This window comes from Petrotoga sp. DB-2 (assembly GCF_054051725.1).
On sequence record NZ_JBSVZD010000034.1, the window covers coordinates 1 to 20,711 of the forward strand.

The following is a 20,711-nucleotide window of genomic DNA, read 5'->3' on the forward strand; positions in this document are numbered from 1 at the left end:
AGTTCTTTTTCTTCTTGCCTTAACTTAATTTACCTTTAGTTAATCGTTGCTTTGACCTATTTCTGAAGTGGGTATTATTATTTTTGTGAATTACTAACTATTGCAGAGATGTATCCAACTACCGCTTCATAATCCCCACTTTTCTCGCCACTCGTCGTATGGTCAATTATTTCAATATCATCAAATCCTATACTTAAAAGAACAGCGACGGGACCATATCCACACATAGTAATATTATATCTTTTTATTCTATCATACATTTCTTGTAAATCCATCTTTTTTAATGTTTCTATAACTTTTTCATCTTTTAGCAATGTCTTTTCATGACTTTCGTAATGATTCATATCCGAAGAAGCAACGACTAAATCTCCGTCTTCTATTATATTTGATAAAATTTTTCCTAGTTTCTGGGAGGTTTCTAAACTTTGATCCATCATACAAATAGGTACAATTTCAAAATCATTTCCCATAGCATACTGAAGAAAAGGTAACTGTACCTCTAGTGAATGCTCATTTAAATGTGCAAATTCATCGTTATAAATATCTAACTCTTTCAAAATCTTTCTTGTGGTTTTTTCGTCAACTTTTATTTTTCCCAAGGGGGTTTCCCAACTACCACTTGTAAAAATTGATATTTTAGACCCTAATCCTGTATGATTAGGCCCTAACAAAAATACTCTTTTTGCTATACCTTTTTCAAATATCTTTTTATAGGCTTTTGCTGCGGTTTCCCCAGAATATATGTAACCAGCATGAGGTACTATAACCCCCATGGGAGGAATTAATTTTTCAGAATTTACTTTAAAACTATCACCGAAAAGCTCTTTTATAAGGCTTTTTAAATTTCCTGGATTCGAAGGGTAAAAAGTACCTGCAACTACAGGAGTCCTTGTCTTCTCCATATTTCTAATCGCCTCCTGAGAGACAGATGTTTCAGAAATGATTCTCTATTTCAGGTTTATTAGATACTTCAACATGTATAAGAATAACTAAATCGTATACATTTTCTGTTTTTTCATACGAAGTGAATAATTGTCCTATTACTGGTATTTCTTTAAAAATAGGAATACCGCTTTCGTTTTCAACTACGCTGGTAAAATTCAATCCACCTAATTTTATAAAACCACCGTTGGGTATGGTGAATTTACTACTCATATTTCTTTCATCAACTATGTTTTTATCCTCGTTTTTTAATTCGCTTATACTTATATCTAATTCAGTGTTGACCAATTTTGTAATATTGTCGTATTCACCACTTACTTCCATTATAAAACCTGATTCTATTTTTGAAACTATCTTACCTTCCTCATCGAATACGGGAACCGATAAGACAGATTTTATTGATGCTGGTTCACCTTCATTGACATATATTACAGGTTTTGATATTAATGAAGCTCTATCCTTGCTACCATTTATTATACCATCAAATTGTAAAGTTAATAAGTAAAGTTCTCCTACAGAGAATCTATCAACATTTTGTCCCGAAAAGACGAAAATCTCGTATTTTAATAATTTTTTCTGTTCATAAAATCTAAGGGTATTATGTCCGATGTTCTTGTACCATATGTCTTGAGATACCAGATAAGGCTGTAATGATGACATATCTAAATTAAAATCATTGATAGTTATCTTTTTATCGTTTTCAAAATCTGATATAACGTTTATAGATTGTGCTTTTGCTACCAAGGAAATTAACTCTTTTAACGAAACTTCAATATCACCCTTTTCATAAAGGAATGAATCCAGAATATTTTTTACAAAATTTGTTATGGATTCTTCATATTCTAACATATATAGAACATAATCTTCCTGTGCTGTGATTTTTGAAAAATGGATATTCTCCTGGATTAATAATTTCTCAAAAATTGTACTCTTTTTAACAGAAATGGTAACAAGTTCTTTGTTAATTACAGGTTTGGACGTGTCGGGAACAACTCGAGGTTGAACAAGTTCGTTGATTTTTTCCGCTATCTTTATTGATTCACTACTTCCCATTAAAAAGAAATTTTGTTCGTCTAACTTGTAAGTTTTTAGAGGTAGAATCTCTTCTAAAAATGTCATATCGTAGGTAGACATTAAAACAATATAACTTTCATCATCGTAATTTTCTTTCTTTTCAATAGGAGTAGGCGTTTCACTAATTTCTTGTGATGCTATTAGTAAAGACTCATCGTATGTTTCTGGAATTTCGTTTAAATAATTTATTAGTTCGTTAATTTGATCCTTTTCCCCTTTTTTAGCAAGTACAGCGTAGTAACTATCCTCAAAAAAGGCTACTTTACAATCAAAAATTTTTTCTAAACGGGTTAGGTCATACTTTGATTCAAAGAAAAGCAAATATTCTTGATTTTTATCTAAAGAATCTTCCTTTGAAGAGACTCGCATAAAATTTGTTGATGAACTTTCTTCAGAGATATTTTCATTTTCAATGAATAAAGGCAGATCATTTTCAAAGACAGATGCTTGTTTACCTATTAATACACTATCTTCATCGTAAAAGATTGTGTTTAAAGAGTAAACTTCGTTCAGCATTCTTAAAAAATGTTCTATATGTATTTCATTTGAATTTATAGCGAAAAAGGTGTCGGGTAATTCTTCGGTTTTTATCCAATTCCAGCCAATGTAAGTAAACAACAAATCTATAGCGTCATCTAACTTTATTTTTTCAAAGTTTATCTGTTGAAAATTGTATGGTTCATATCCATAAAAGGCTATCCTATCGTCCTTTATTTCTAAATTGTTCATTGGATAAAGGAATTTGATTGTAATTACATTTTTTGAAGTAGAGACTTCTTTTACAGGCCCTTTACTGATTTTGTAATTAGCTTGTTCAAAAATTTCCTCTTCGAAAGAAATTTTGTAAATGGTCTTTGGATCGTTTGAATAAATTTCAAACTTACTTGGTGTTTCAAAAAATAAGATATTGGCGTTGGTGGATGAGTCATAATCTATGAAAAAACCAAAGAAAAATGAAGGTAATAGTAAAAAAATAAAGAAAAGAGATTTCTTTTGCCTCGGCATGAGACCCCCTTAAAATAGTTTCTTGTTTTTTTAATTATACCATAAAAACTTTAAGACTCTCTTTAGCATTCTTTCCCCCTATAACCCTTTTAAAATTAAAAAACGCCCTTTTAGGGCGTCTTTATTTTTTTGATTTTATCATTAGCTTTGTGATCAGTTTTGCAAATGTAGTTTTATCTTCGATTTCTAATCCTTCAAGTAACAAAGATTGATTGTAAAGTAATTCAGCGTAATCTTTAATTTCTTCTGAGTTGGGATCTTTGTGGTATATATCTGTTAATATTTTAAATACTTGGTGATCAGGATTTAGCTCTAAGATCTTTTCAGCTTCAAAGGGTAGTTGCTTTAGATTTTTTAAGGTTTTTTCCATGTTCAAGGATATTGCTTCGTTGGCACTTACTATACATGCGGGGGATTCCTTCAATTTATCTGTTATTCTAACATCTTTTACTTTGTCTTTAAGATACTCTTTTATTTTTTTGAGTAAGTCCTTATTTTCTTCTTCTTTTTCTTTAAATTTCTCATCTATTTTTACATTTGAACTGCTGATCGATTTGAATTCTTTTCCTTCGTAGTCGTGCATCAATTTGATGAGGAATTCGTCTATTTCATCTGTTAAATACAACACCTCATAACCTTTTTCTTTGAAGGATTCCATTTGAGGTAGGTTTTCAATAATATCTTTGCTTTCCCCCACTGCGTAATATATGTAATTACCTTGATCTTCTTTCATTTTTGAAATATATTCTTTAAGGGTTACCATATTTTTATCAGACGTAGAACTTTCGAATAAAAGTAGGTCTTGAACTTTTTCTTTTTCTTGTATATTCTGATATAATCCTGCTTTTATAACTTTTCCAAATTCTTTCCAAAATTCCACGTACTTTTCTCTTTCGTTTTCAAGTTTTGATTTTAAAGCATCTAATATCTTTCTTTCAATATTTTTTCTTATTACTTTTAGTTGTTTGTTTTTCTGGAGTATTTCTCTTGAGATATTCAAAGAGAAGTCTGGAGAGTCCACCAATCCTTTAACGAAACCCAAATAATCGGGGAGAACTTCTTCACAGTTTTCCATTATAAAAACGTTCTTTGAATAGAGGTTTAAGCCCCTTTTGTAATCTTTACTGAAAAAAGTAAAGGGCAACTTAGAAGGAATATAAAGCAAAGCTGTAAATTCAACCGTTGTTCCTTCAGCTTTGAAATGAATAACATCGAAAGGATCGTTCCAATCGTAAAAATGTTCTTTGTAGAACTCGTTGTATTCATTTTGAGATATTTCTTCTTTGTTTTTGTTCCATAAGGGAACCATCGAATTAAGTATTTTATCGGTTATCTTCTTTTTACCTGCTTCTACTTCTTCTTCCCATTTCATTTTTATGGGATATTTTATATAGTTAGAGTGTTTTTTGACTAATTCTTGAATTTTATATTGGTCCAAATAATTTTCATCCTCATCTAGATCGTCTTTCAATATTAGGGTAATCTTAGTTCCTCTATTGGCTTTTTCACACTCTTCAATTGAATAAGTTCCTATTCCATCGGATTCCCATCTCACACCTTTATCCTGATCCCATTTTTTTGTTTCTACAATAACTTTTTTCGCAACCATGAATACCGAATAAAACCCAACTCCGAATTGCCCTATGAGGTTTATTATAGTGTTTTCAGATTGAGCCTGTTTTAGTTGTTCCAGAAAGTTTTTAGTGCCTGATTTTGCAATAGTTCCCAAGTTTTCGATTACTTCTTCATAAGACATTCCAATACCGTTATCTTCAACTATCAAAGTGTTGTTATCTTTGTCTATTTCAATCCTTATCTGCAATTCAGTATCATTTTGTAGAACGCCAGGGTCTTTTAAAGATAAGAATCTGATTTTATCAAGCGCGTCCGACGCGTTAGAAATCAACTCTCTTAAAAATATGTCTTTGTGAGTGTAAATGGAGTTTATTATTAGATTGAGTAATTGTTTTGTTTCTGCTTGAAATTCTTTTACTTCAGGCATTTATTTTCCCTCCTGCTTTTTAGAATCTTAGTGTACTTATAAACTCTAACCAAAAAATAATTATATCGAATCTTTTTGAAGGTTAATTTTCTGTTTTTTTATTATTTTTATATAGAGAACTTTGTTGAGCTCTTGAACTCATTTTAGAATGCAAAGAATTTTGATATATTTTTTTATTATGCTATAGTATTTTTTAATGTAATTTGATAAAATAACACTATGCACTGAAGAACGCATTTTTGGGAGATGGTTTAGTGTTTTTTTGGAAATTTGCCCTTCGTAATTTTTTAAAGAAGTGGCAAGTAAGTATTTTGCTAGTATTGGGGGCTATCATCCCTTCTTTGTTGACTGTTTCTTCTCTTTCCCTTAATGATTCGATAGTTTCATATAGAAAAACTCAAGTGGAAGTTAATTTTGGCCAAGCAGATGCCTTTATTGTTAATAATAGGACATCTCCATTTCTTTCTTTTCCTTTGTCACAAATGATTTTAGACGATCTAAAAAGCAATCCCCAAGTAAAAAACATTCTGCCGGTTTCGGAAAGTTTTGGAAGAATAGAAAATAACGGACGTTTTTTGGAAGTTTTGGTTGTTGCGGTTGAAGAAGAAGACCTTTCAAACTTTGTAGGTCAAACTATTGATTTAAGCCCTGGTAAAATAGTTGTATCTCAGGATATAGCAAAGGAAATTGGAGTTAATGAAGGAGAAACCATTGTAATTCATATGCCTGGAGGTTCAAAAAATTTAGAGATTTCCTATGTTGGTGAAAAAGGTTTTTTGAATTATCGAGGAGAGATGGCACAGTATCCGGGATCAGTCTTTGTTAATGTATCAGATTTCAAAGGTAATACAGTTTTCCCATCAAAGGCTTACGTAGATTTCGTTGAATCTGAAAATGTACATATTTCTGATATTTCCCTTCCTTCAAATTTGGAGATTAATAATATAAAAGAGGATTTTTTAAATTCCCCAGCAAATGAAATTCTAGGATACATTGTTTTTGCCTTTAGTTCTTTTTCAATATTGGCAGGTTTAATATTAGTTATTGTTTTCGGGAATAATTTTGCAAATGAGCAGGAAAAAACGGTGGCTATTTTAAGAATTTTAGGCGTTAAGAGATTTAAGATCTTATTTCTTTTCTTTATGGAGTCCCTGTTGTATTTTGGGATATCTTCTCTAATAGGGGTTATTTTGGGGGCGAAAATAGGAGCCGCCTTGTTAAATCAACTTGGTGAAATTGCATCAGGTCTAACTTTCGAAACTTTAGGAAGTTTTACAATTGCTCCTTATGAATTGAGTATTAAAACAATAATATTTGGTTTTTTAATAGGTATTGTAATTCCGTTGATTATTTTTATGATTAAAGGGTTACATATTTCCAACAATTCTCCGGTGGAGTCTTTGAAAAAAGATGTGGAAGCGTATGTTCCTCATAGTATTAACGGTTGGTTTTCCCTTCTTTTTATTATATCTAGTTTTCTGTTAACTTCCTTTGCAAATGAATTTGAAATTGTTGGATTAATTCTAATTTCATTGGGATTAGTATTTGTATTCAAAAACCCTTTATTTAATGTTGGGTTATCCATTTTTCTTATGATACTTAGTAAAACATCTTTTAATCTCTATTCCAGAGCGTTAACTTTCAATTTTATTTTTCAAAGAGCCTTTTTATTCGGCTTTATCGTTGTTCTTTTTTTTACATCTATAATTCCTATTTTAAAAAGATTCTCTAAGGTATTTTCTTCAAAGAAGAGTGTTCCGTTTCTTTTAGGATTTTCTTATGTTGAGAGATTCCCAGTGAGAGTTTTAATGCTTTCTTTGATGTTTGGTATAATTATTTTTGGTTTGATTGTTATTTCTTCTATCCCGGCTAATTTGGTTAAGTTTGTTGATACTTCTATGCAAGAGGGATTGTTTGGATACAATTTTCTGGTTGTATCAAATCCTATAAAAAACCTATTTTTTTCTGATGATATAGCTGTTTATGAAGGAATAGAAAAGCCAACTAAGGTTCAAGTTGCCCTGCTCAATTCACAGATCATAGCTTTTGTTGACAATACTTTTCTTGAATCGGCGATAATTCCATCGGAATCAGTAACAGATTGGAGAGAAGAACTGAAAATTAAAAATACCGTTCTTTATGGAAAATTTAGTGATGAAGAAAAAGTCCCAGCATACGTGAAGGGTAATCTTTCTTCTATTACACCCTTAGGTGGAGAATCTAACGTTTCTTATGATGTTGTTGGTTTTTTTGACTTAAAAGATATTACAATTCCTGTAAAATATGTTGCAAATATAGTTTCTAAACCTAATAGTGTGAAAAGTGTTGATATACTTTTAGGGAATGTGCCTAAAGAAAATATAGATGAAATTAAGCAGAAATATATGTCAAACTTTGATTTCCCCATTTTTATAGAAGAGGAATTACAAAATATTTATAATGGGGTAGATGGTATAATTTCTTTAGCAATGGGAATGCTTTATCTTGGATTAATTAGCGGATTTTCAGGACTGGCATTGTACTCTGTGAGATCATGTATAATTCGCCAAAGAATAATTGGAACTCTAAGGGCTATTGGTTCAAGTTCAAAGGATATAACCAAGGGACTTCTCATTGAAAATTTCAGCATTGTATCCGTAGGAGCTTTCATTGGTCTGGTGGGAGGTTACCTAGTTGCAAAGGATGTAATTTTCGCCATCTTTCAATTTTTAGGAAATGTTGATTTTTATTTTCCTTTGTTGAATGTAGTTGGAATAATTGGAATGGTATATTTAATCACTTTTCTAACCTTGATGATACCTTCGTTTTTAATAACTAAAATCACACCAGCAGATAGTTTGAGGGAGATTGGATAATGGAAGTTGAGAATAAAAATAGTGCTTTGATAAAAGCGATTGAATTGTACAAAGTGTACAACGATAAGAGAGTAAAAGTAGAGGCTTTAAAGAACATTAACCTAACGATTAAAAAAGGTGAATTTATTGGTATATTAGGGCCTTCAGGTTCAGGTAAAACCACCTTGCTAAATTGCCTTTCGGCAATAGATAATCCTACCAGAGGGGAGATTTACTTTAAAGGGGTTCCGTTCCAAAATTTGAAAGAAGAAGAACGGACTTCCTTCAGAGCCAAAAACATGGGCTTTGTGTTTCAATTTTTTAATCTTATTCCGGTTTTGACGGTTTTAGAAAATGTTCAGTTGCCTTTGCTAATCTTAGGAGAAAAGAACAAAACCTCAAAAGACAAAGCTTATGAAGTTTTAAAGAAGGTTAAGCTTGATAGTAAAGTAGAAAGATTCCCCTATGAACTATCAGGTGGAGAGCAACAAAGAGTTGCTATTGCAAGGGCTATAATACATTCGCCAGAGGTTATATGGGCTGACGAGCCAACCGGAAATCTTGACAGTGAAAATGGTGAAATAATAATAGAACTTTTGGAGGAAATAAGAAAAGAAAATGGCACAACGCTTGTGGTAGTTACCCATGATTTGAATATTGCAAAAAGAGCCGATAGAATTATTCAAATTAGAGATGGAATTATACAAGAAGTTTAATTATTTGATGAATTTTGATATAATATAAAAAGAAGGGGTTGTAGCGCAGCGGGAGCGCGTTGCCTTCGCAAGGCAAAGGTCGTGGGTTCGAATCCCATCAACTCCACCAAAATAAAACCCCAGGTTTTGATACTACCTGGGGTTTTGATGATTATTACTGATTATTCAGCGTATTCACCTGTCTCCTTTAATCCTGTTTCTAAAGTATTCACGATGGCATCGTATGTTTCATCTACAGTCGCCATATCGTTTAGGAAGTTAGCAAATACTGTGCTGATATCGTTTCTTATATCGTTCCATGCGGCTGGCTTTGGATCTGGGATAGCAGTTTCTAATTCTTTTAGTGCAATAGTTGGCTTATCATCTGTTGCCGTATAGGTTTGCCACTGTGGAACCTCTTCAACATCTCTTCTTATTGGAACATATCCCGTATTTATAGACCAGTAAGCAACATTAACGGGATCCATCAAAAATTTCATGAATCTCCATGCTGCGTCTTTTTGATCTTGGCTTACCCAGTTAAACATTATCAAATCTGTTCCAGCTATAGGAGAGTGAGGAACACCATCTACGGAAGGTAATGGAGCCCAAGCAACACCGTGTTTTCCTCTGGAGGATTGTTCAGCATAAGTTAAACCTGCCACCGTTCCCATGTATGCAGCTATTTCTCCAGAGCCGAACTGGGGATCCAAATAGGCGTTTTGGAACAAAGCGTATCCGGAATCTTTCAGGTTCTTTATGTAACTCAAAACCTCTTTTGTTTTCTCTTCGGGTAAAACAATCTTGTATTTGCCATCGCCGACGTATTCTAAAAATGTTGCGTTATGTGCATATAAAAATATTTGAAAATCATCGATAAAGTTTCTTGCACCTAATCCGTATTGATCCATTTCTCCATCCATATCCAAATCCATTGTTAAAAGTTCACTTACTTCAAATAATTCATCCATGGTTTTGGGGGGATTAACTCCAAATAGGTCAAAGAGATCCGGGTTATAATAATAAACGTAAACAGATTTGTTGAATGGGATTCCATATACTGTGTCTCCCCATGTAACTAAATCCTTTAGAACAGGGAATATCTGATTATCCCAAGCTTCTTTAAACTCAGGATCCTTTTCAATATATCCGTTAAGTGGTTGCACTACATCAGAAAAAAGGTACATTGCGGTCCAGTTTCCATAAGCTTGAGATAAAGTTGGGAGGTCTGTAGTACTTCCTTGGGAGTAAGCGGTGATCGTAGAAAGTAACTTTTGGTTTAAGGCACTGTAGTTTCCCACATATATGGCTGAGACATGGACATCTGGGTTTTCTCTATTAAAAGTGTCGACTAAGGAATTCAACGTCTCTCCCAGTTGTCCCCCCATAGCGTGCCAAAACTCAATTTCAACTTGAGAAAAAGCAAAAGAAACAAGTAAAACCGTAAAAAGAATAGAAACAACTTTCTTCATTCCGAACACCTCCTCATAAGTTTTGGATAATTTTTTCTGTTTCTTTGTACAATTGGTCAAAATTACCAATATTCGATATTTTAAAATCACAACGCTCAGAGTTTATGTATTCTTGGGATTTAACGATGTTTCTTGCTTTCTCCAAGGGGATACCGCGATTTTCTGACAGTCTTTCAATACGTAATTCTTCTGGGGCATCTACGTAGATAATTTTATCGCATAATTTGTCCAATCCTATTTTGAAAAGCAAAGCTGCATCTACAATTATTATATCATTTTTATTTGAAATTTCTTTCAGTATTTGTTCAGTTTTTTTAAGAATTTCTGGATGGACTATCTTATTCAATAATTCTAACTTTTCTTTGTCTGAAAAAACTATTTCGCCAAGTTTTGATCTAGAAATATTGTTATCATCATCGAATATTTCTTCTCCAAAATTTTCTTTTAATTTCTCTTTAATAAAAAAATAGGTTAAGACCTCGTGTCCTAACCTATCCACATCGATTATGGATGCCTTATCTCCGTATATATTTTTTATTATCTTTGATACAGTGCTTTTTCCAGATCCTGCAGGGCCTGTAATTCCTATTACCATTTTTACATCGTCACCTGTTTTTTGTTTTTAAGTTTGTTTTCTACCTCAATGCTGAAATCTTCGTAACCTTTTCTTCCCATCAAAGCATAAGTAACCTTTTTACCTAATTCGACGCCCGGTTGGTCATAAGGGTTTATCTCTAATAGATTTCCCATTACTGCTGTTTGAAATTCATATGCGAATATGAATTGTCCCACATTGAAGGGATTGATCTGAGGAAAAATAACTTTTAGATTTGGTCTATTGTTTTCTGTCAAAGCGTATTCCGTACCAGCTAGTTCTGTATTCAAAAGGGCTGAAAGATTTTTACCTCCCAGATAAGATAACTCGGGAAGATCACAGTGTATGTTAGGGATTTTTATGTTTCGTTCGAAATTTTCTAGTTGTATGAAAGTGATTACTTTATCGTAAGGCCCTTCGTTGTATAGTTGAACTTGGGAATGTTGGTCTGTTGTTCCTAATGCTTTTATTGGAGTTTGCCCAACGTTCACGATTTCACCTTTTAAATTGTATTTTTTCCCCAGACTTTCTGCCCATAATTGTCTGTACCAATCAGCTAGTAGATACAATTTGTTTGAGTAGGACATCATTACAGAAATATTGTAACCTTTCTGGTAATATAGATAATGCACTAAGGCGTTAAAAGCCGCAGGATTTTCCCAAATATTTGGATTGGTAACCCTTTTGTGCATTTCTTTGGCACCGTTGTATAAATCAATTATATCTATTCCACTTGCCAAAGCTGATAATAAGCCAACAGGGGTTAAAACACTAAACCTACCGCCAATTGAAGGAGGTATATCTAAAGTTTTTATTCCCTCCTCTTCAGCTAGCTTCTTTAATATACCTTTTTCAGGATCGGTGGTGAATAGAAAGTGTTTTTTTGGATCTAATCCGTATCCTTCGATTATTCCTCTTGCAACTAGATAATTTGCCATGGCTTCTGCTGTTGTACCGGATTTTGATATAACATTGAACAGAGTAGTCTTTGGATCGATTTGGTCCAAAACTGATGCTATAAAATCGGGGTCAACATTATCCAGGATGAAAATTTTAGGAGTTTTTCTTATTTCTTTAGACAAAGCGTTATAATGCAATGGATTAAGGGCTGTTTGCAGCGCTTGATTTCCTAATGCAGAACCACCTATGCCTAAAACTACTACACTTTCAAAACTTTGTATCCACGTTTTTAAATCCAAAACTCTATCTATGTAAACCCTTGTGAAAGGTAGATTCAAAAAGCCAGGATTGTTTTGTTTTATCGTTTCCACAATATCTTGAACTCTGTTGGCTTGGTCGTTTATTTCTTCTTCAGTTAAGCCATTTTCAATATTGGGATGGAAAACATTTGAAAAATCAAATTTTATTCCATTCATCTTTTTTCCCCCTTCTTGCGTTTAAATTATACTTTCAATATCGTATCAAACTGGCAATTTCTAAATCTTTTAGATTTTCCCTTGGGTTTAGGTAGGTTAGTTCAGCAAGACAGACAACACCAACGGTTTTCCCTCCGGCTCTGTCTATTAATTCCTTTATCGCTTTTGTAGTACCTCCAGTGGCTAACACATCATCAACGACTATCACCTTTTCGCCTTTATCTATCGCGTCAATATGCATTTCCAGAGATGTTTGACCATATTCTAGTTCATAAGAGATCGAATAAGTTTTGTAAGGTAGCTTTCCTGGTTTTCTTATGGGAACGAATTCTTTATTCATGATGTAAGCTAAAGGTGTGGCAAATATAAACCCCCTCGACTCGGGGGATACGATACAATCAAAATCCCACTCTTTTATCAATTCAGCGATTTTTTCGACTGAATACTTAAAAACTTCAGGGTTTTTCAAAAGTGGGGTAATATCTCTAAATATAACGCCTTTTTCTGGAAAATCTGGTATATCTCTTATCCATTTTTTTAGGTCTACTATCTCCATGAGTTATCCTCCTAATACATTTTTATCCTTATTTTTGTGCCAATTCCAAGCGTCCGATATTATCTTTTCTAATTCTTTGTTTTGAGGGTGCCAGTTTAAAACTTCCTCTGCTTTTTTTGAGGAAGCTATTAAAGCAGCAGGATCACCAGGCCTTCTTTCTACTACTTCGTAATTTATTTTTTTTGAAGTTACTTTTTCAGCTGTTTTAATAACCTCTAAAACGGTAAATCCTTGACCATTACCTAAATTAAAAACGTCAGATTTTTCATTTTCCTTCATCCATTTCATAGCTAAAATATGGGTTTCTATCAAATCCATTACATGAATATAGTCTCTAACTGGTGTTCCGTCCTTGGTTGGATAATCATCTCCATAAACGTACAGTTTGTCTCTTTTCCCTAAAGCTGTTTCAAGGACTAATGGGATCAAGTGAGTTTCAGGTTCGTGGGCTTCGCCTATACTGCCATCATAATACGCGCCAGCGGCGTTGAAATATCTCAAAGCTACATATCTTATAATATCAAGTTTAGAATACCAATTTAGAATCTCTTCAACCATTAATTTTGATTGACCATAAATGTTCGTAGGGTTCTTGGGTTGGTCTTCAGTGATGGGAACTTTTTCTGGTTCTCCATAAACAGCTGCGGTAGAAGAAAAAACTATATACTTACATTTATGTTTATGCATGCTTTTTAAAAGGTTCAACGTTCCACATATATTGTTTTTAAAATATTTATTAGGTTCTGTCATAGATTCACCAACTAATGAAAAAGCCGCGAAATGATATACCTCATCTATTTTGTAATTTTCAAATACATAATCGATATATTTTTCGTTTCTAAGATCTCCTTCAACGACTTGTACATCGTTAACAGCCCACCTATGCCCTTTTTCAAAGTTATCAAAAACTACTACTTCTTTATTTTGATCTTGCAGCCTTTTCACCAAATGAGAACCTATGTACCCAGCTCCTCCTGTGACAAGTATCATTAGGTCACCCCTCAACTCAAGCGTTAGCTCTAATGTTTAATATTTCTCCATCTTCCAATATTTCATCTTTTCCAGCTAATCTCCAAAGTCCCTGTTCTTTCACTTTTTCTTCGCTTCCGTATTTAATTAGGTCCTCATATTTCATAACCTCTGCACGAATGAAATTCTTTTCGAAATCAGAATGTATTTTTCCAGCGGCTTCCTTCATTGTACTACCTTTTTTTACCGTCCAAGCTCTTACCTCGTCTTTTCCGACGGTGAAAAAAGAAATCAGTCCAACATGATTATACACAATTTTTGCTAATCTTTCAACACCGGGTTCTTTAATTGATAAATCTTCCAGAAATAATCTTTTTTCTTCTTCATCCTCTAGCTCGTTTATTTCTACTTCTATTTTTCCGTCTATTTCAATATACGCAAAATTTTGTTTTTTACATTCTTCAACTACCTGTTCTTTATATTCGTAGCTATTTTTTGAAAATTGGTCATCATCGACGTTGACACATACAATAATGGGTTTTAAAGTGAATAAAGCTAAAGAACCAACTAATTTTTTATCTTCCTCGCTCAAGTCCATTTTGGAAACGAAAACCTCATCCTCTAAAACTTCTTTTATTTTCAACAAAATTTTTTCTTCGTTTTCTTCCGTCACTGAGAACTTTGTCTTTTTCTTTTGAGTTTCAAGCCTTTCTAATCGATTTTCTACAATTTCTAAATCTCTAAAAATTAACTCTGTTTTCAAAATTTCTAGTTGTTTTATCGGATTATCAGCATTTTCTGGCCAAGGAACAGAGGGATTTTTAAAAGATCTTATAACCAAAAGTAAAGCATCAACATTTTGTATCATCTGAAAAATTCTCGTTTTTTCTCTTGGATCCCCCTTGTGGTCATAACTTGGTATATCGATAAAATCTAAGTTAGCGAAGATAACCTTTTTGGGATTGTACAAACGTGCAAGAGAAGCAACTCTTTCATCTTTTATAATTGCCGTTCTTTTTATAGCCTCTCTTTTATAACTATCCTCTATTTTATAATCAGTTAAAAGGGAGAAAATAGTAGTTTTACCTGTTAACGGAAGGCCGAATATGCCTATTTCCACCTAATTCTCACCTCTTTTCCTCTTTTTTAATTAATTCCCAATATTTATCTAACTCTTCTAAATTTAAAGCTTCAAATTCTTTTCCATCTTTTTCAATCGCTTTTTCCATTTGGTTGAACCGTTCTATAAACTTCTCACTCGCCTTTCTTAAAGAAACTTCCGGGTCTATCTTTAAAAAACGAGCCAAGTTAACAAGTGCAAATAATAAATCTCCAAACTCTTCTTCTACCTCTGGTTGGGTTTTAGCTTCATTAAGTTCGTCCACTTCTTCTTTTACTTTATCGAGCACATCTTTCACTTCTACCCAGTCAAATCCTACCGCAGCAGCATTTTCTTGAATTCTTCTTGCTAAAGAGAGTGCAGGTAAAGCTTTATTGAGTTTCCCGATTCTACTAAAATTCTTATCTCCATTCTCTTTTGCCTTTATTTCCTCCCACCTGGCATAAGAATATCCTTTTTCATCTCCAAAAACATGCGGATGTCTTCTCACTAACTTATTGATCAGTTCATCTATTACTTCAAAAGTAGAAAACTCATTGCTTTCTTCGGCAATAGTGGAATGAAAAACAACTTGGAGTAATATATCTCCTAACTCTTCTTTTATTTTTCTTATATCTTTTTCGTCAATAGAATCAACCAATTCATATGCTTCTTCAATTATATAAGGTTTCAAACTCTCATGTGTTTGGACTTTGTCCCAATCGCAACCTTTTGGTCCCCTTAGTCTTTTCATCACTTTCATAAGCTCTTCAAATTTTTCACCTAACTCCAAAATAATTCCTCCCGTATTGTACGTATTAGCTCCCCTATTTGTTATTTTGTTCTTTAAAGATTCGATTGTGTTCTTTGATCTTCCTTTTTTTATCCAAATAATATAGCAACCATAAGGCAAAAACTACTATTAATAGCAAAGGTAATAAATATTTAAGGAAGATTTCAAGTACGACTCTCGATCTCAGTTCTTTTAAAGCTTTTTCAGTTTCTTCGGTTATATAATTGCGACTTTCAGCACCGTTGAGAAAGTATCTTGCTAATTGAGCATACTCTTTTTTATCCCAATTATAGTAAGTTAATCCCAATTTAGACATTATTCTTCCGTTTTCCTTGTCGTGAGTTAAAGCTTTTTGATAATATTCTATCCTTTTTTCGTAATTGTTTTCTATGTCACCCAAAAATTCGTATGTTTCAGAAAGAATCGATGAATCTTTTGAAACCGGAATTAAAGAAAGGGCTATTTCCTTTGATTTTTCTGTTTCTCCCAGGTTATAAAAAATTTTTGAAAAGTACAGTAAGGTTTGAGAATCTTTCCCCTTTAAATTCATATAAGAATTATAAAGGTCTTGAATAATTTCGTAGTTATTTGTTTGAAAACTTATTTCAACCAAAGATTCAATTATTTTTTTATCGTAATTGTAAGTTAGATAAATTTCTTTTAAATCGTTGTAAGCTTTTTGAGGATCATTATATATTTTAGATTTTGATAAGATTTGTGCTTCACAATAAACAGTAAAGGGAGTTTTTTCTCCCACGAGTTTTTCGATTTTTTCAGAATATTCAAAGATTTCTTTCACTACAGATGGGTCCAAAGAATTTTGCCAATATTGGAAATTGAAAAAAAGATACATAGAATTTATTATTATTGAATTGGGGTATTTTTCTAAGGCTTCTTCAAACAATTCGGTGGGTTCAAGGTAAACATAAGGGTCTAAATCTTTTAATATCTTTAAGATTGTCTCATCATCAGGAAACAACGTAAGATCTGAAAGTTGTAAATTATCTACGTACATTGGTAAACCCGTTTCCCATCGCTTCAACAAACCTCCAAGTGTCTTTAAATATGGGTCATCCGATTCATACATTGTTTGAAGATCCACGTAATAAACAAAATCATCAAAAACTGTTGCGAAGATCGATAACGAAAAAATCATAAAAAATAACAACACAACTAATTTTTGTCTCAAAACGCTCCTCCTAGAATGTCAAATAGTTTTAAAGGTTTTTGAAATTTTCATCAAGATATTCTTGTAGTGTAATTATACCATAAAGCTGTTTTCTAAGAAAGCTAAGGCATTAGATCATATTAGATGTCCGTGAAAAAGATTGGTTAGATCATACATGGGCAATAGGTAGGCGGAGGAAGTTCGCTCTTTCTTCCCCTTCAAACACATAAAAAGAAATAGCAGAAGGTTTTCTCTTCAACGTATATTTTTTCACGAATGAATTAATCTCTTTTGGTACTTTCGGTGTGATTTCTTTGGGTATATCCTTTAAATCATAGTACCTACCGTAATTCATTATGAACTTTTCTACTGTCTTTTGTTGAGTTGTATCAAGACCAATGTAATTTTCAATGAACTCTTTTAAATTCTTTTTATTTAAGTCTTTTATAAACCTTTTTACAACACCTTTCCTTCCCAAATAAAAAGGATGTTCGTTGAAGGTTATATTTTTGTTTGTGTGGATTTCCGGTTCTTGAACGTTTGTTAGTAAAGAATTGAAATCTATCTTTGGATTTCTTTCAAAGGTAGATTTTATCAGCTCTTTCGTGTAGTAATCACATCTTTCTTCAATTAAACTGTCATCTTGTATCTCTTTAATTATCTTTTTTAGATCAATCTCTTCTTTGTAGTAATGAACGAGGTAAGATGTAAAGAGTTCTGATATTTGTCTTTCTTTTGGAAAGTTTTTAAACTTTTCAAGGTTTATCTCATACTTCTTATCTATATCCTTCTTTTTCAATTCTTTGATTATACATATAGGTGTGGATGTGTTGATTTTAAACTCAAGAGCCTCTAATATGTTTCTCAAGGTATTTGGTTGAATGTACTTTGTCTTTGCAGATAAAAACTCTTTCAACGTTCTTTCAGAAACGTTCAATGAATCAATGGGTATCTTTTCTTTTCCTATCTCTTTCCTTATGAAAGCTCTCAAGGTTTTTGTGTTTAAGTAATTTCTATTTCTAATATTCAAAACAAGACGTCTGACATCGTGAATTGTATATTCAAACTCATTCCAGATTATTTTTTTCTTATCGACACTCAACGATGAAACTAAGCGTGAAAAAATAAAAGCGGTCTCATAAATCAAAGGATCTTTGTTATTCTTCTGTACTTGAAACATAGTATCGAGGGAATTGAAAACATTAAAGTTATTATCATCGAAGTAGTAACCAAGATAGAATCCCAATGGAAAGGTAAAAGCTAAAGCCTTTTCTTTGTTTGTATCTTTCAACCACCAAGATATATTATTTAAAGCTTGCACCATACCAGAAGGATGTGGAATAGTTTTTAAAACCTTAAATGCTTTGATGTTTAAAGAAACTGCTTCATCGTATCTTTCTTCGTTCTTTTTCTCTCTTGCTTTTGATAGCAATATGAAACCTTTATCAACAGGGTTTTGTTCGTAATTCTCACTCCAATATCTTATCTTTTCCATACTTTCATCGGGTTCATAATACAATTCATGTATATTTTTTAGAGTTTCTACAACAAGTCCTCTGACATAAACAGGTATATTGTCAAAATTATCCCTTAGTTCGTCAAATACTTTTTTAACGCCCTCTTTCTGTTTAATTCTATTCAATATATGAATTTTTTGACCCAAAAAAAGGTAGTACAAACCACCTTTTTTTAACTTTTGTAACTCTTTATCTATTATCTCAAGGGCTTCATCGTATTTAACATCCCATTTTAATTTCAAAACGTTTATGTAATTGACGATGTTTTTATTTTTATCTGATCTATCACTTTCTAAGTAATGAACAACATAATTCAAAATAGGTCTTATGAACTGTCCTTTATTCACAATTTCAACCAAAGATCGAAGATTCATTCTGAGAACCTCCCTATCCTCATGAAATATTTACACAGCGTTATAATAATACAATATAAGTTTACTTCTATTCAACCTAGAAATTTTCTAAAAATAGATCGAAACCATTCAAACATAATTGTACCACGATACAGATAAAAAAAGGAAAAGAGAATATAAGTAATTTAAAGATAACAAAAATTGTCAATTTCGATTTTAACATAAGTATTTTTTGACCGATCTCTGTAATACTTTATCAATGTATATTTGAAACCAATTAAAAAAACAGTTGAAAATCATATGGAAAAGCGTATGATTAAAATGAGGGATTGGATTATTTGAAATATTAGTTTTAAATTAAAAGAATAATTCAAGGGGGTGAAAGAGAATGAAGAAATTTGTTGTTGTTTTGTTGATCACTGGTCTGCTATTGATTGGTATTTTTGTTTTTGGTGGAGATAATGAGGGAGAAGATGGCACATCTGGCTTAGAACCCGCAAAGATTGTAAATGTTGTGGAAGGAGTAGAGTAAATGCTTGTTTGGGTCATTTACTCTCTACAAAAAACAACATTTGAAATAGCTTAGAAGATTTAAGAAAGTATCTAGATGAGTTTTTGAAGGAAAATATTGTGAGGTTATGAATTATTTGCCGGCAAGTAGCAATCCTGCAGGATAGAAAAAATAAAAGCGAAAGAGGTGAGAAGGTTATGAAAAAAGTGAGTATGGTATTAGTGTTAATAGGTATTTTAAGTTTTTCCATAATGACGTTTGCAGGTTGGGAATTTGGATATGTAGAATCTTCTCAATCTATAACTACTTCTTGGAAAAAAGTAGTTGGTTATTACAATTATAATGATTTTACAACAACTTTTGGATATGGACAAACTAAAACAGTTTCTTACAATTTCAGTTGTAATGCAAATATTGGAATTGTAGCAGCTTCTGTCGAATTAGGATTTGGAGGAAGTACTTCTATATCTGAAACTATTAGCATACAGGCTGAAGTTCCTCCTATGACTTATTACCAAATTGATAGCAGAGCACTGGGGAGGAAGTATAGTTGCGTAGAATACTTTTACAACTGGTTAGGGAATTTAACCGATCAACATAATTTTTCTTTTACTGGTTATAACAGCATTGATTTCAAATCTTGGAGTCAACCCATAATCATAATTTAGATACGTACTTAAACTTAATCCAATACAACGGAAATTAATTTCCGTTGTATTGGATACTAGAAACTGAAAGATTTCTAAAAATTGATTCTAAGACATAAATAACTTCCTTTTTTAGAGATTGAATACATAAAATAAAAAATAGAATAAACGAGAGTTGGAACAATTAGAGAATTTTATGATTCTCAACGTTTCATATCCATACATATTATACGAGGAGGATAAAAAAGATGAAAATGTTTAGAGGGCAATTTTTGATAATGTTTATTTTGATTTCTGTCACCTTCACTTTTTCAGTGAATTTAGAATTCGATGAAAGCTTTGTTGTTAATCTGTTTGACAATGAAAACGAAATATTAGATATAGTTACTGAAAAAGGTAATGTGTATCTTTTGTCAGAGAACGGCTTAGTGTATTTTATAGATTCAAAAGGAAACATCAACAAGATATTTGATTTAGAATTGGAAGGTTACGGGAAAGCTTCTGTGAAAATCATTCACAATGGTAAAGAAATAGAAAGACACCTTTTGACCGCAGGTGGAATGGATATTTATGATGATTCATTGTATGTAGCTTTCTACAACGTAGTAAAAATTTTCAATTCAGAAGGAGAAATTCTGAATACGGTTACATTAAACAAAGATCTCAGTATAAGTGATGTTAAAATAATTGATTCAAAAATATTCATTTTAGATCGAATCAAAGGTCTTTTTAAAGTGAAGGGGGATACAATAGAAAGAGTTTTCCCTGAACTAGGTCAAGAATCACTTGGTATGAATTATATTAATTTAGAAGTAATAGAAGATACAATATACCTACGTTACATGTATGGTAAAACTGAACAAGTTGGTCCGGAAGCTTACGTCACTTCTGAACCTTTTGTACAAGGGGTATATAAATTATCAAATAAAGATGGGGAATACATAGAAGAAGAAAATAAAGAATTAGGGGAAAATGCTGTTATCAATGAATCGTTTGCGGCTTTTGAAAACCATTTAATATTGTCAAAAGGTGAAGCGGAAATATTCGTATTAGATGAAGATCTGAATATAAGATTATATATAAATAGCCCAAATTTGCTCTAC

General features: G+C 32.3%; 17 protein-coding genes and 1 tRNA gene. 6 read left to right on the plus strand and 12 right to left on the minus strand.

Annotated features, from left to right (window positions below; translation table 11 throughout):
• Positions 1 to 77 precede the first annotated feature (77 nt).
• From amrB to htpG, 3 genes are all read right to left on the minus strand, one after another.
• Positions 78 to 902: an AmmeMemoRadiSam system protein B gene (amrB, locus tag ACW9JY_RS09200; RefSeq protein WP_457284134.1), complete on the minus strand. Its 825-nt coding sequence runs from the start codon at positions 900 to 902 to the stop codon at positions 78 to 80.
• 31 nt (positions 903 to 933) lie between these two features.
• Entirely contained in the window at positions 934 to 3,021 is a 2,088-nt protein-coding gene (locus ACW9JY_RS09205; protein WP_457284135.1) for a hypothetical protein, read from the minus strand.
• 121 nt (positions 3,022 to 3,142) lie between these two features.
• Positions 3,143 to 5,023, minus strand: coding sequence for a molecular chaperone HtpG (gene htpG / locus ACW9JY_RS09210; protein ID WP_457284136.1), 1,881 nt, complete (start codon positions 5,021 to 5,023; stop codon positions 3,143 to 3,145).
• 254 nt (positions 5,024 to 5,277) lie between these two features.
• On the opposite strand from htpG, the gene ACW9JY_RS09215 reads away from it, so the two are divergent.
• The 3 genes from ACW9JY_RS09215 (at position 5,278) to ACW9JY_RS09225 (ending at position 8,682) form a co-directional block, all read left to right on the plus strand.
• A complete protein-coding gene (locus tag ACW9JY_RS09215; protein WP_457284137.1) occupies positions 5,278 to 7,878 on the plus strand; it encodes an ABC transporter permease in 2,601 nt (866 codons plus the stop codon).
• Positions 7,878 to 8,573 carry an ABC transporter ATP-binding protein gene (locus ACW9JY_RS09220; RefSeq protein ID WP_103898640.1) on the plus strand — a complete coding sequence of 232 codons (696 nt, stop codon included), beginning with the start codon at positions 7,878 to 7,880 and terminating at the stop codon, positions 8,571 to 8,573. Before ACW9JY_RS09215 ends, ACW9JY_RS09220 begins: the two co-directional genes overlap by 1 nt.
• Positions 8,574 to 8,607: 34 nt before the next feature.
• Positions 8,608 to 8,682: transfer RNA gene (locus ACW9JY_RS09225), tRNA-Ala, on the plus strand.
• 52 nt (positions 8,683 to 8,734) lie between these two features.
• On the opposite strand, the gene ACW9JY_RS09230 is transcribed toward ACW9JY_RS09225, so the two are convergent.
• The 9 genes from ACW9JY_RS09230 to ACW9JY_RS09270 form a co-directional block, all read right to left on the minus strand.
• Positions 8,735 to 10,024, minus strand: a complete 1,290-nt coding sequence (locus ACW9JY_RS09230) for an ABC transporter substrate-binding protein (protein WP_457284138.1) — start codon at positions 10,022 to 10,024, stop codon at positions 8,735 to 8,737.
• Positions 10,025 to 10,037: 13 nt separating this feature from the next.
• A complete protein-coding gene (gene coaE, locus ACW9JY_RS09235; RefSeq protein WP_103065540.1) occupies positions 10,038 to 10,619 on the minus strand; it encodes a dephospho-CoA kinase in 582 nt (193 codons plus the stop codon).
• A 2-nt stretch (positions 10,620 to 10,621) separates the two neighbouring features.
• On the minus strand, positions 10,622 to 11,995 hold the full coding sequence (locus ACW9JY_RS09240; protein WP_103065539.1) for a glucose-6-phosphate isomerase: 1,374 nt from the start codon (positions 11,993 to 11,995) through the stop codon (positions 10,622 to 10,624).
• Positions 11,996 to 12,029: 34 nt separating this feature from the next.
• The gene (locus tag ACW9JY_RS09245; RefSeq protein WP_103065538.1) at positions 12,030 to 12,551 is read right to left on the minus strand and encodes an adenine phosphoribosyltransferase; all 522 of its coding nucleotides are present in this window, start codon (positions 12,549 to 12,551) and stop codon (positions 12,030 to 12,032) included.
• Between the two features lie 3 nt (positions 12,552 to 12,554).
• A complete protein-coding gene (gene galE, locus ACW9JY_RS09250; protein ID WP_457284139.1) occupies positions 12,555 to 13,541 on the minus strand; it encodes a UDP-glucose 4-epimerase GalE in 987 nt (328 codons plus the stop codon).
• A 16-nt stretch (positions 13,542 to 13,557) separates the two neighbouring features.
• On the minus strand, positions 13,558 to 14,640 hold the full coding sequence (locus tag ACW9JY_RS09255) for a DUF933 domain-containing protein (protein ID WP_457284140.1): 1,083 nt from the start codon (positions 14,638 to 14,640) through the stop codon (positions 13,558 to 13,560).
• Positions 14,641 to 14,647: 7 nt separating this feature from the next.
• Complete coding sequence (gene mazG / locus ACW9JY_RS09260; protein ID WP_457284146.1) at positions 14,648 to 15,415, minus strand: nucleoside triphosphate pyrophosphohydrolase; 768 nt, start codon at positions 15,413 to 15,415, stop codon at positions 14,648 to 14,650.
• Between the two features lie 31 nt (positions 15,416 to 15,446).
• Positions 15,447 to 16,601, minus strand: coding sequence for a tetratricopeptide repeat protein (locus ACW9JY_RS09265; RefSeq protein WP_457284141.1), 1,155 nt, complete (start codon positions 16,599 to 16,601; stop codon positions 15,447 to 15,449).
• Positions 16,602 to 16,749: 148 nt separating this feature from the next.
• Entirely contained in the window at positions 16,750 to 18,471 is a 1,722-nt protein-coding gene (locus tag ACW9JY_RS09270) for a hypothetical protein (protein WP_457284142.1), read from the minus strand.
• A gap of 367 nt (positions 18,472 to 18,838) precedes the next feature.
• On the opposite strand from ACW9JY_RS09270, the gene ACW9JY_RS09275 reads away from it, so the two are divergent.
• From ACW9JY_RS09275 to ACW9JY_RS09285, 3 genes are all read left to right on the plus strand, one after another.
• Positions 18,839 to 18,982 carry a hypothetical protein gene (locus ACW9JY_RS09275; protein WP_457284143.1) on the plus strand — a complete coding sequence of 48 codons (144 nt, stop codon included), beginning with the start codon at positions 18,839 to 18,841 and terminating at the stop codon, positions 18,980 to 18,982.
• A 176-nt stretch (positions 18,983 to 19,158) separates the two neighbouring features.
• Entirely contained in the window at positions 19,159 to 19,629 is a 471-nt protein-coding gene (locus tag ACW9JY_RS09280; RefSeq protein WP_457284144.1) for a hypothetical protein, read from the plus strand.
• A 227-nt stretch (positions 19,630 to 19,856) separates the two neighbouring features.
• On the plus strand, positions 19,857 to 20,711 hold an 855-nt coding region (locus ACW9JY_RS09285), incomplete at its 3' end, for a hypothetical protein (RefSeq protein ID WP_457284145.1).

Excerpts from the sequence above, each read along its gene's own strand:
- ACW9JY_RS09220 (WP_103898640.1), top strand. The coding sequence starts at position 7,878 with ATGGAAGTTGAGAATAAAAATAGTGCTTTGATAAAAGCGATTGAATTG.
- ACW9JY_RS09280 (WP_457284144.1), top strand. The coding sequence starts at position 19,159 with ATGAAAAAAGTGAGTATGGTATTAGTGTTAATAGGTATTTTAAGTTTT.
- ACW9JY_RS09275 (WP_457284143.1), top strand. The coding sequence starts at position 18,839 with ATGAAGAAATTTGTTGTTGTTTTGTTGATCACTGGTCTGCTATTGATT.
- ACW9JY_RS09230 (WP_457284138.1), bottom strand. The coding sequence starts at position 10,024 with ATGAAGAAAGTTGTTTCTATTCTTTTTACGGTTTTACTTGTTTCTTTT.
- amrB (WP_457284134.1), bottom strand. The coding sequence starts at position 902 with ATGGAGAAGACAAGGACTCCTGTAGTTGCAGGTACTTTTTACCCTTCG.
- coaE (WP_103065540.1), bottom strand. The coding sequence starts at position 10,619 with ATGGTAATAGGAATTACAGGCCCTGCAGGATCTGGAAAAAGCACTGTA.
- galE (WP_457284139.1), bottom strand. The coding sequence starts at position 13,541 with ATGATACTTGTCACAGGAGGAGCTGGGTACATAGGTTCTCATTTGGTG.
- ACW9JY_RS09240 (WP_103065539.1), bottom strand. The coding sequence starts at position 11,995 with ATGAATGGAATAAAATTTGATTTTTCAAATGTTTTCCATCCCAATATT.
- htpG (WP_457284136.1), bottom strand. The coding sequence starts at position 5,023 with ATGCCTGAAGTAAAAGAATTTCAAGCAGAAACAAAACAATTACTCAAT.
- ACW9JY_RS09270 (WP_457284142.1), bottom strand. The coding sequence starts at position 18,471 with ATGAATCTTCGATCTTTGGTTGAAATTGTGAATAAAGGACAGTTCATA.
- ACW9JY_RS09205 (WP_457284135.1), bottom strand. The coding sequence starts at position 3,021 with ATGCCGAGGCAAAAGAAATCTCTTTTCTTTATTTTTTTACTATTACCT.
- ACW9JY_RS09245 (WP_103065538.1), bottom strand. The coding sequence starts at position 12,551 with ATGGAGATAGTAGACCTAAAAAAATGGATAAGAGATATACCAGATTTT.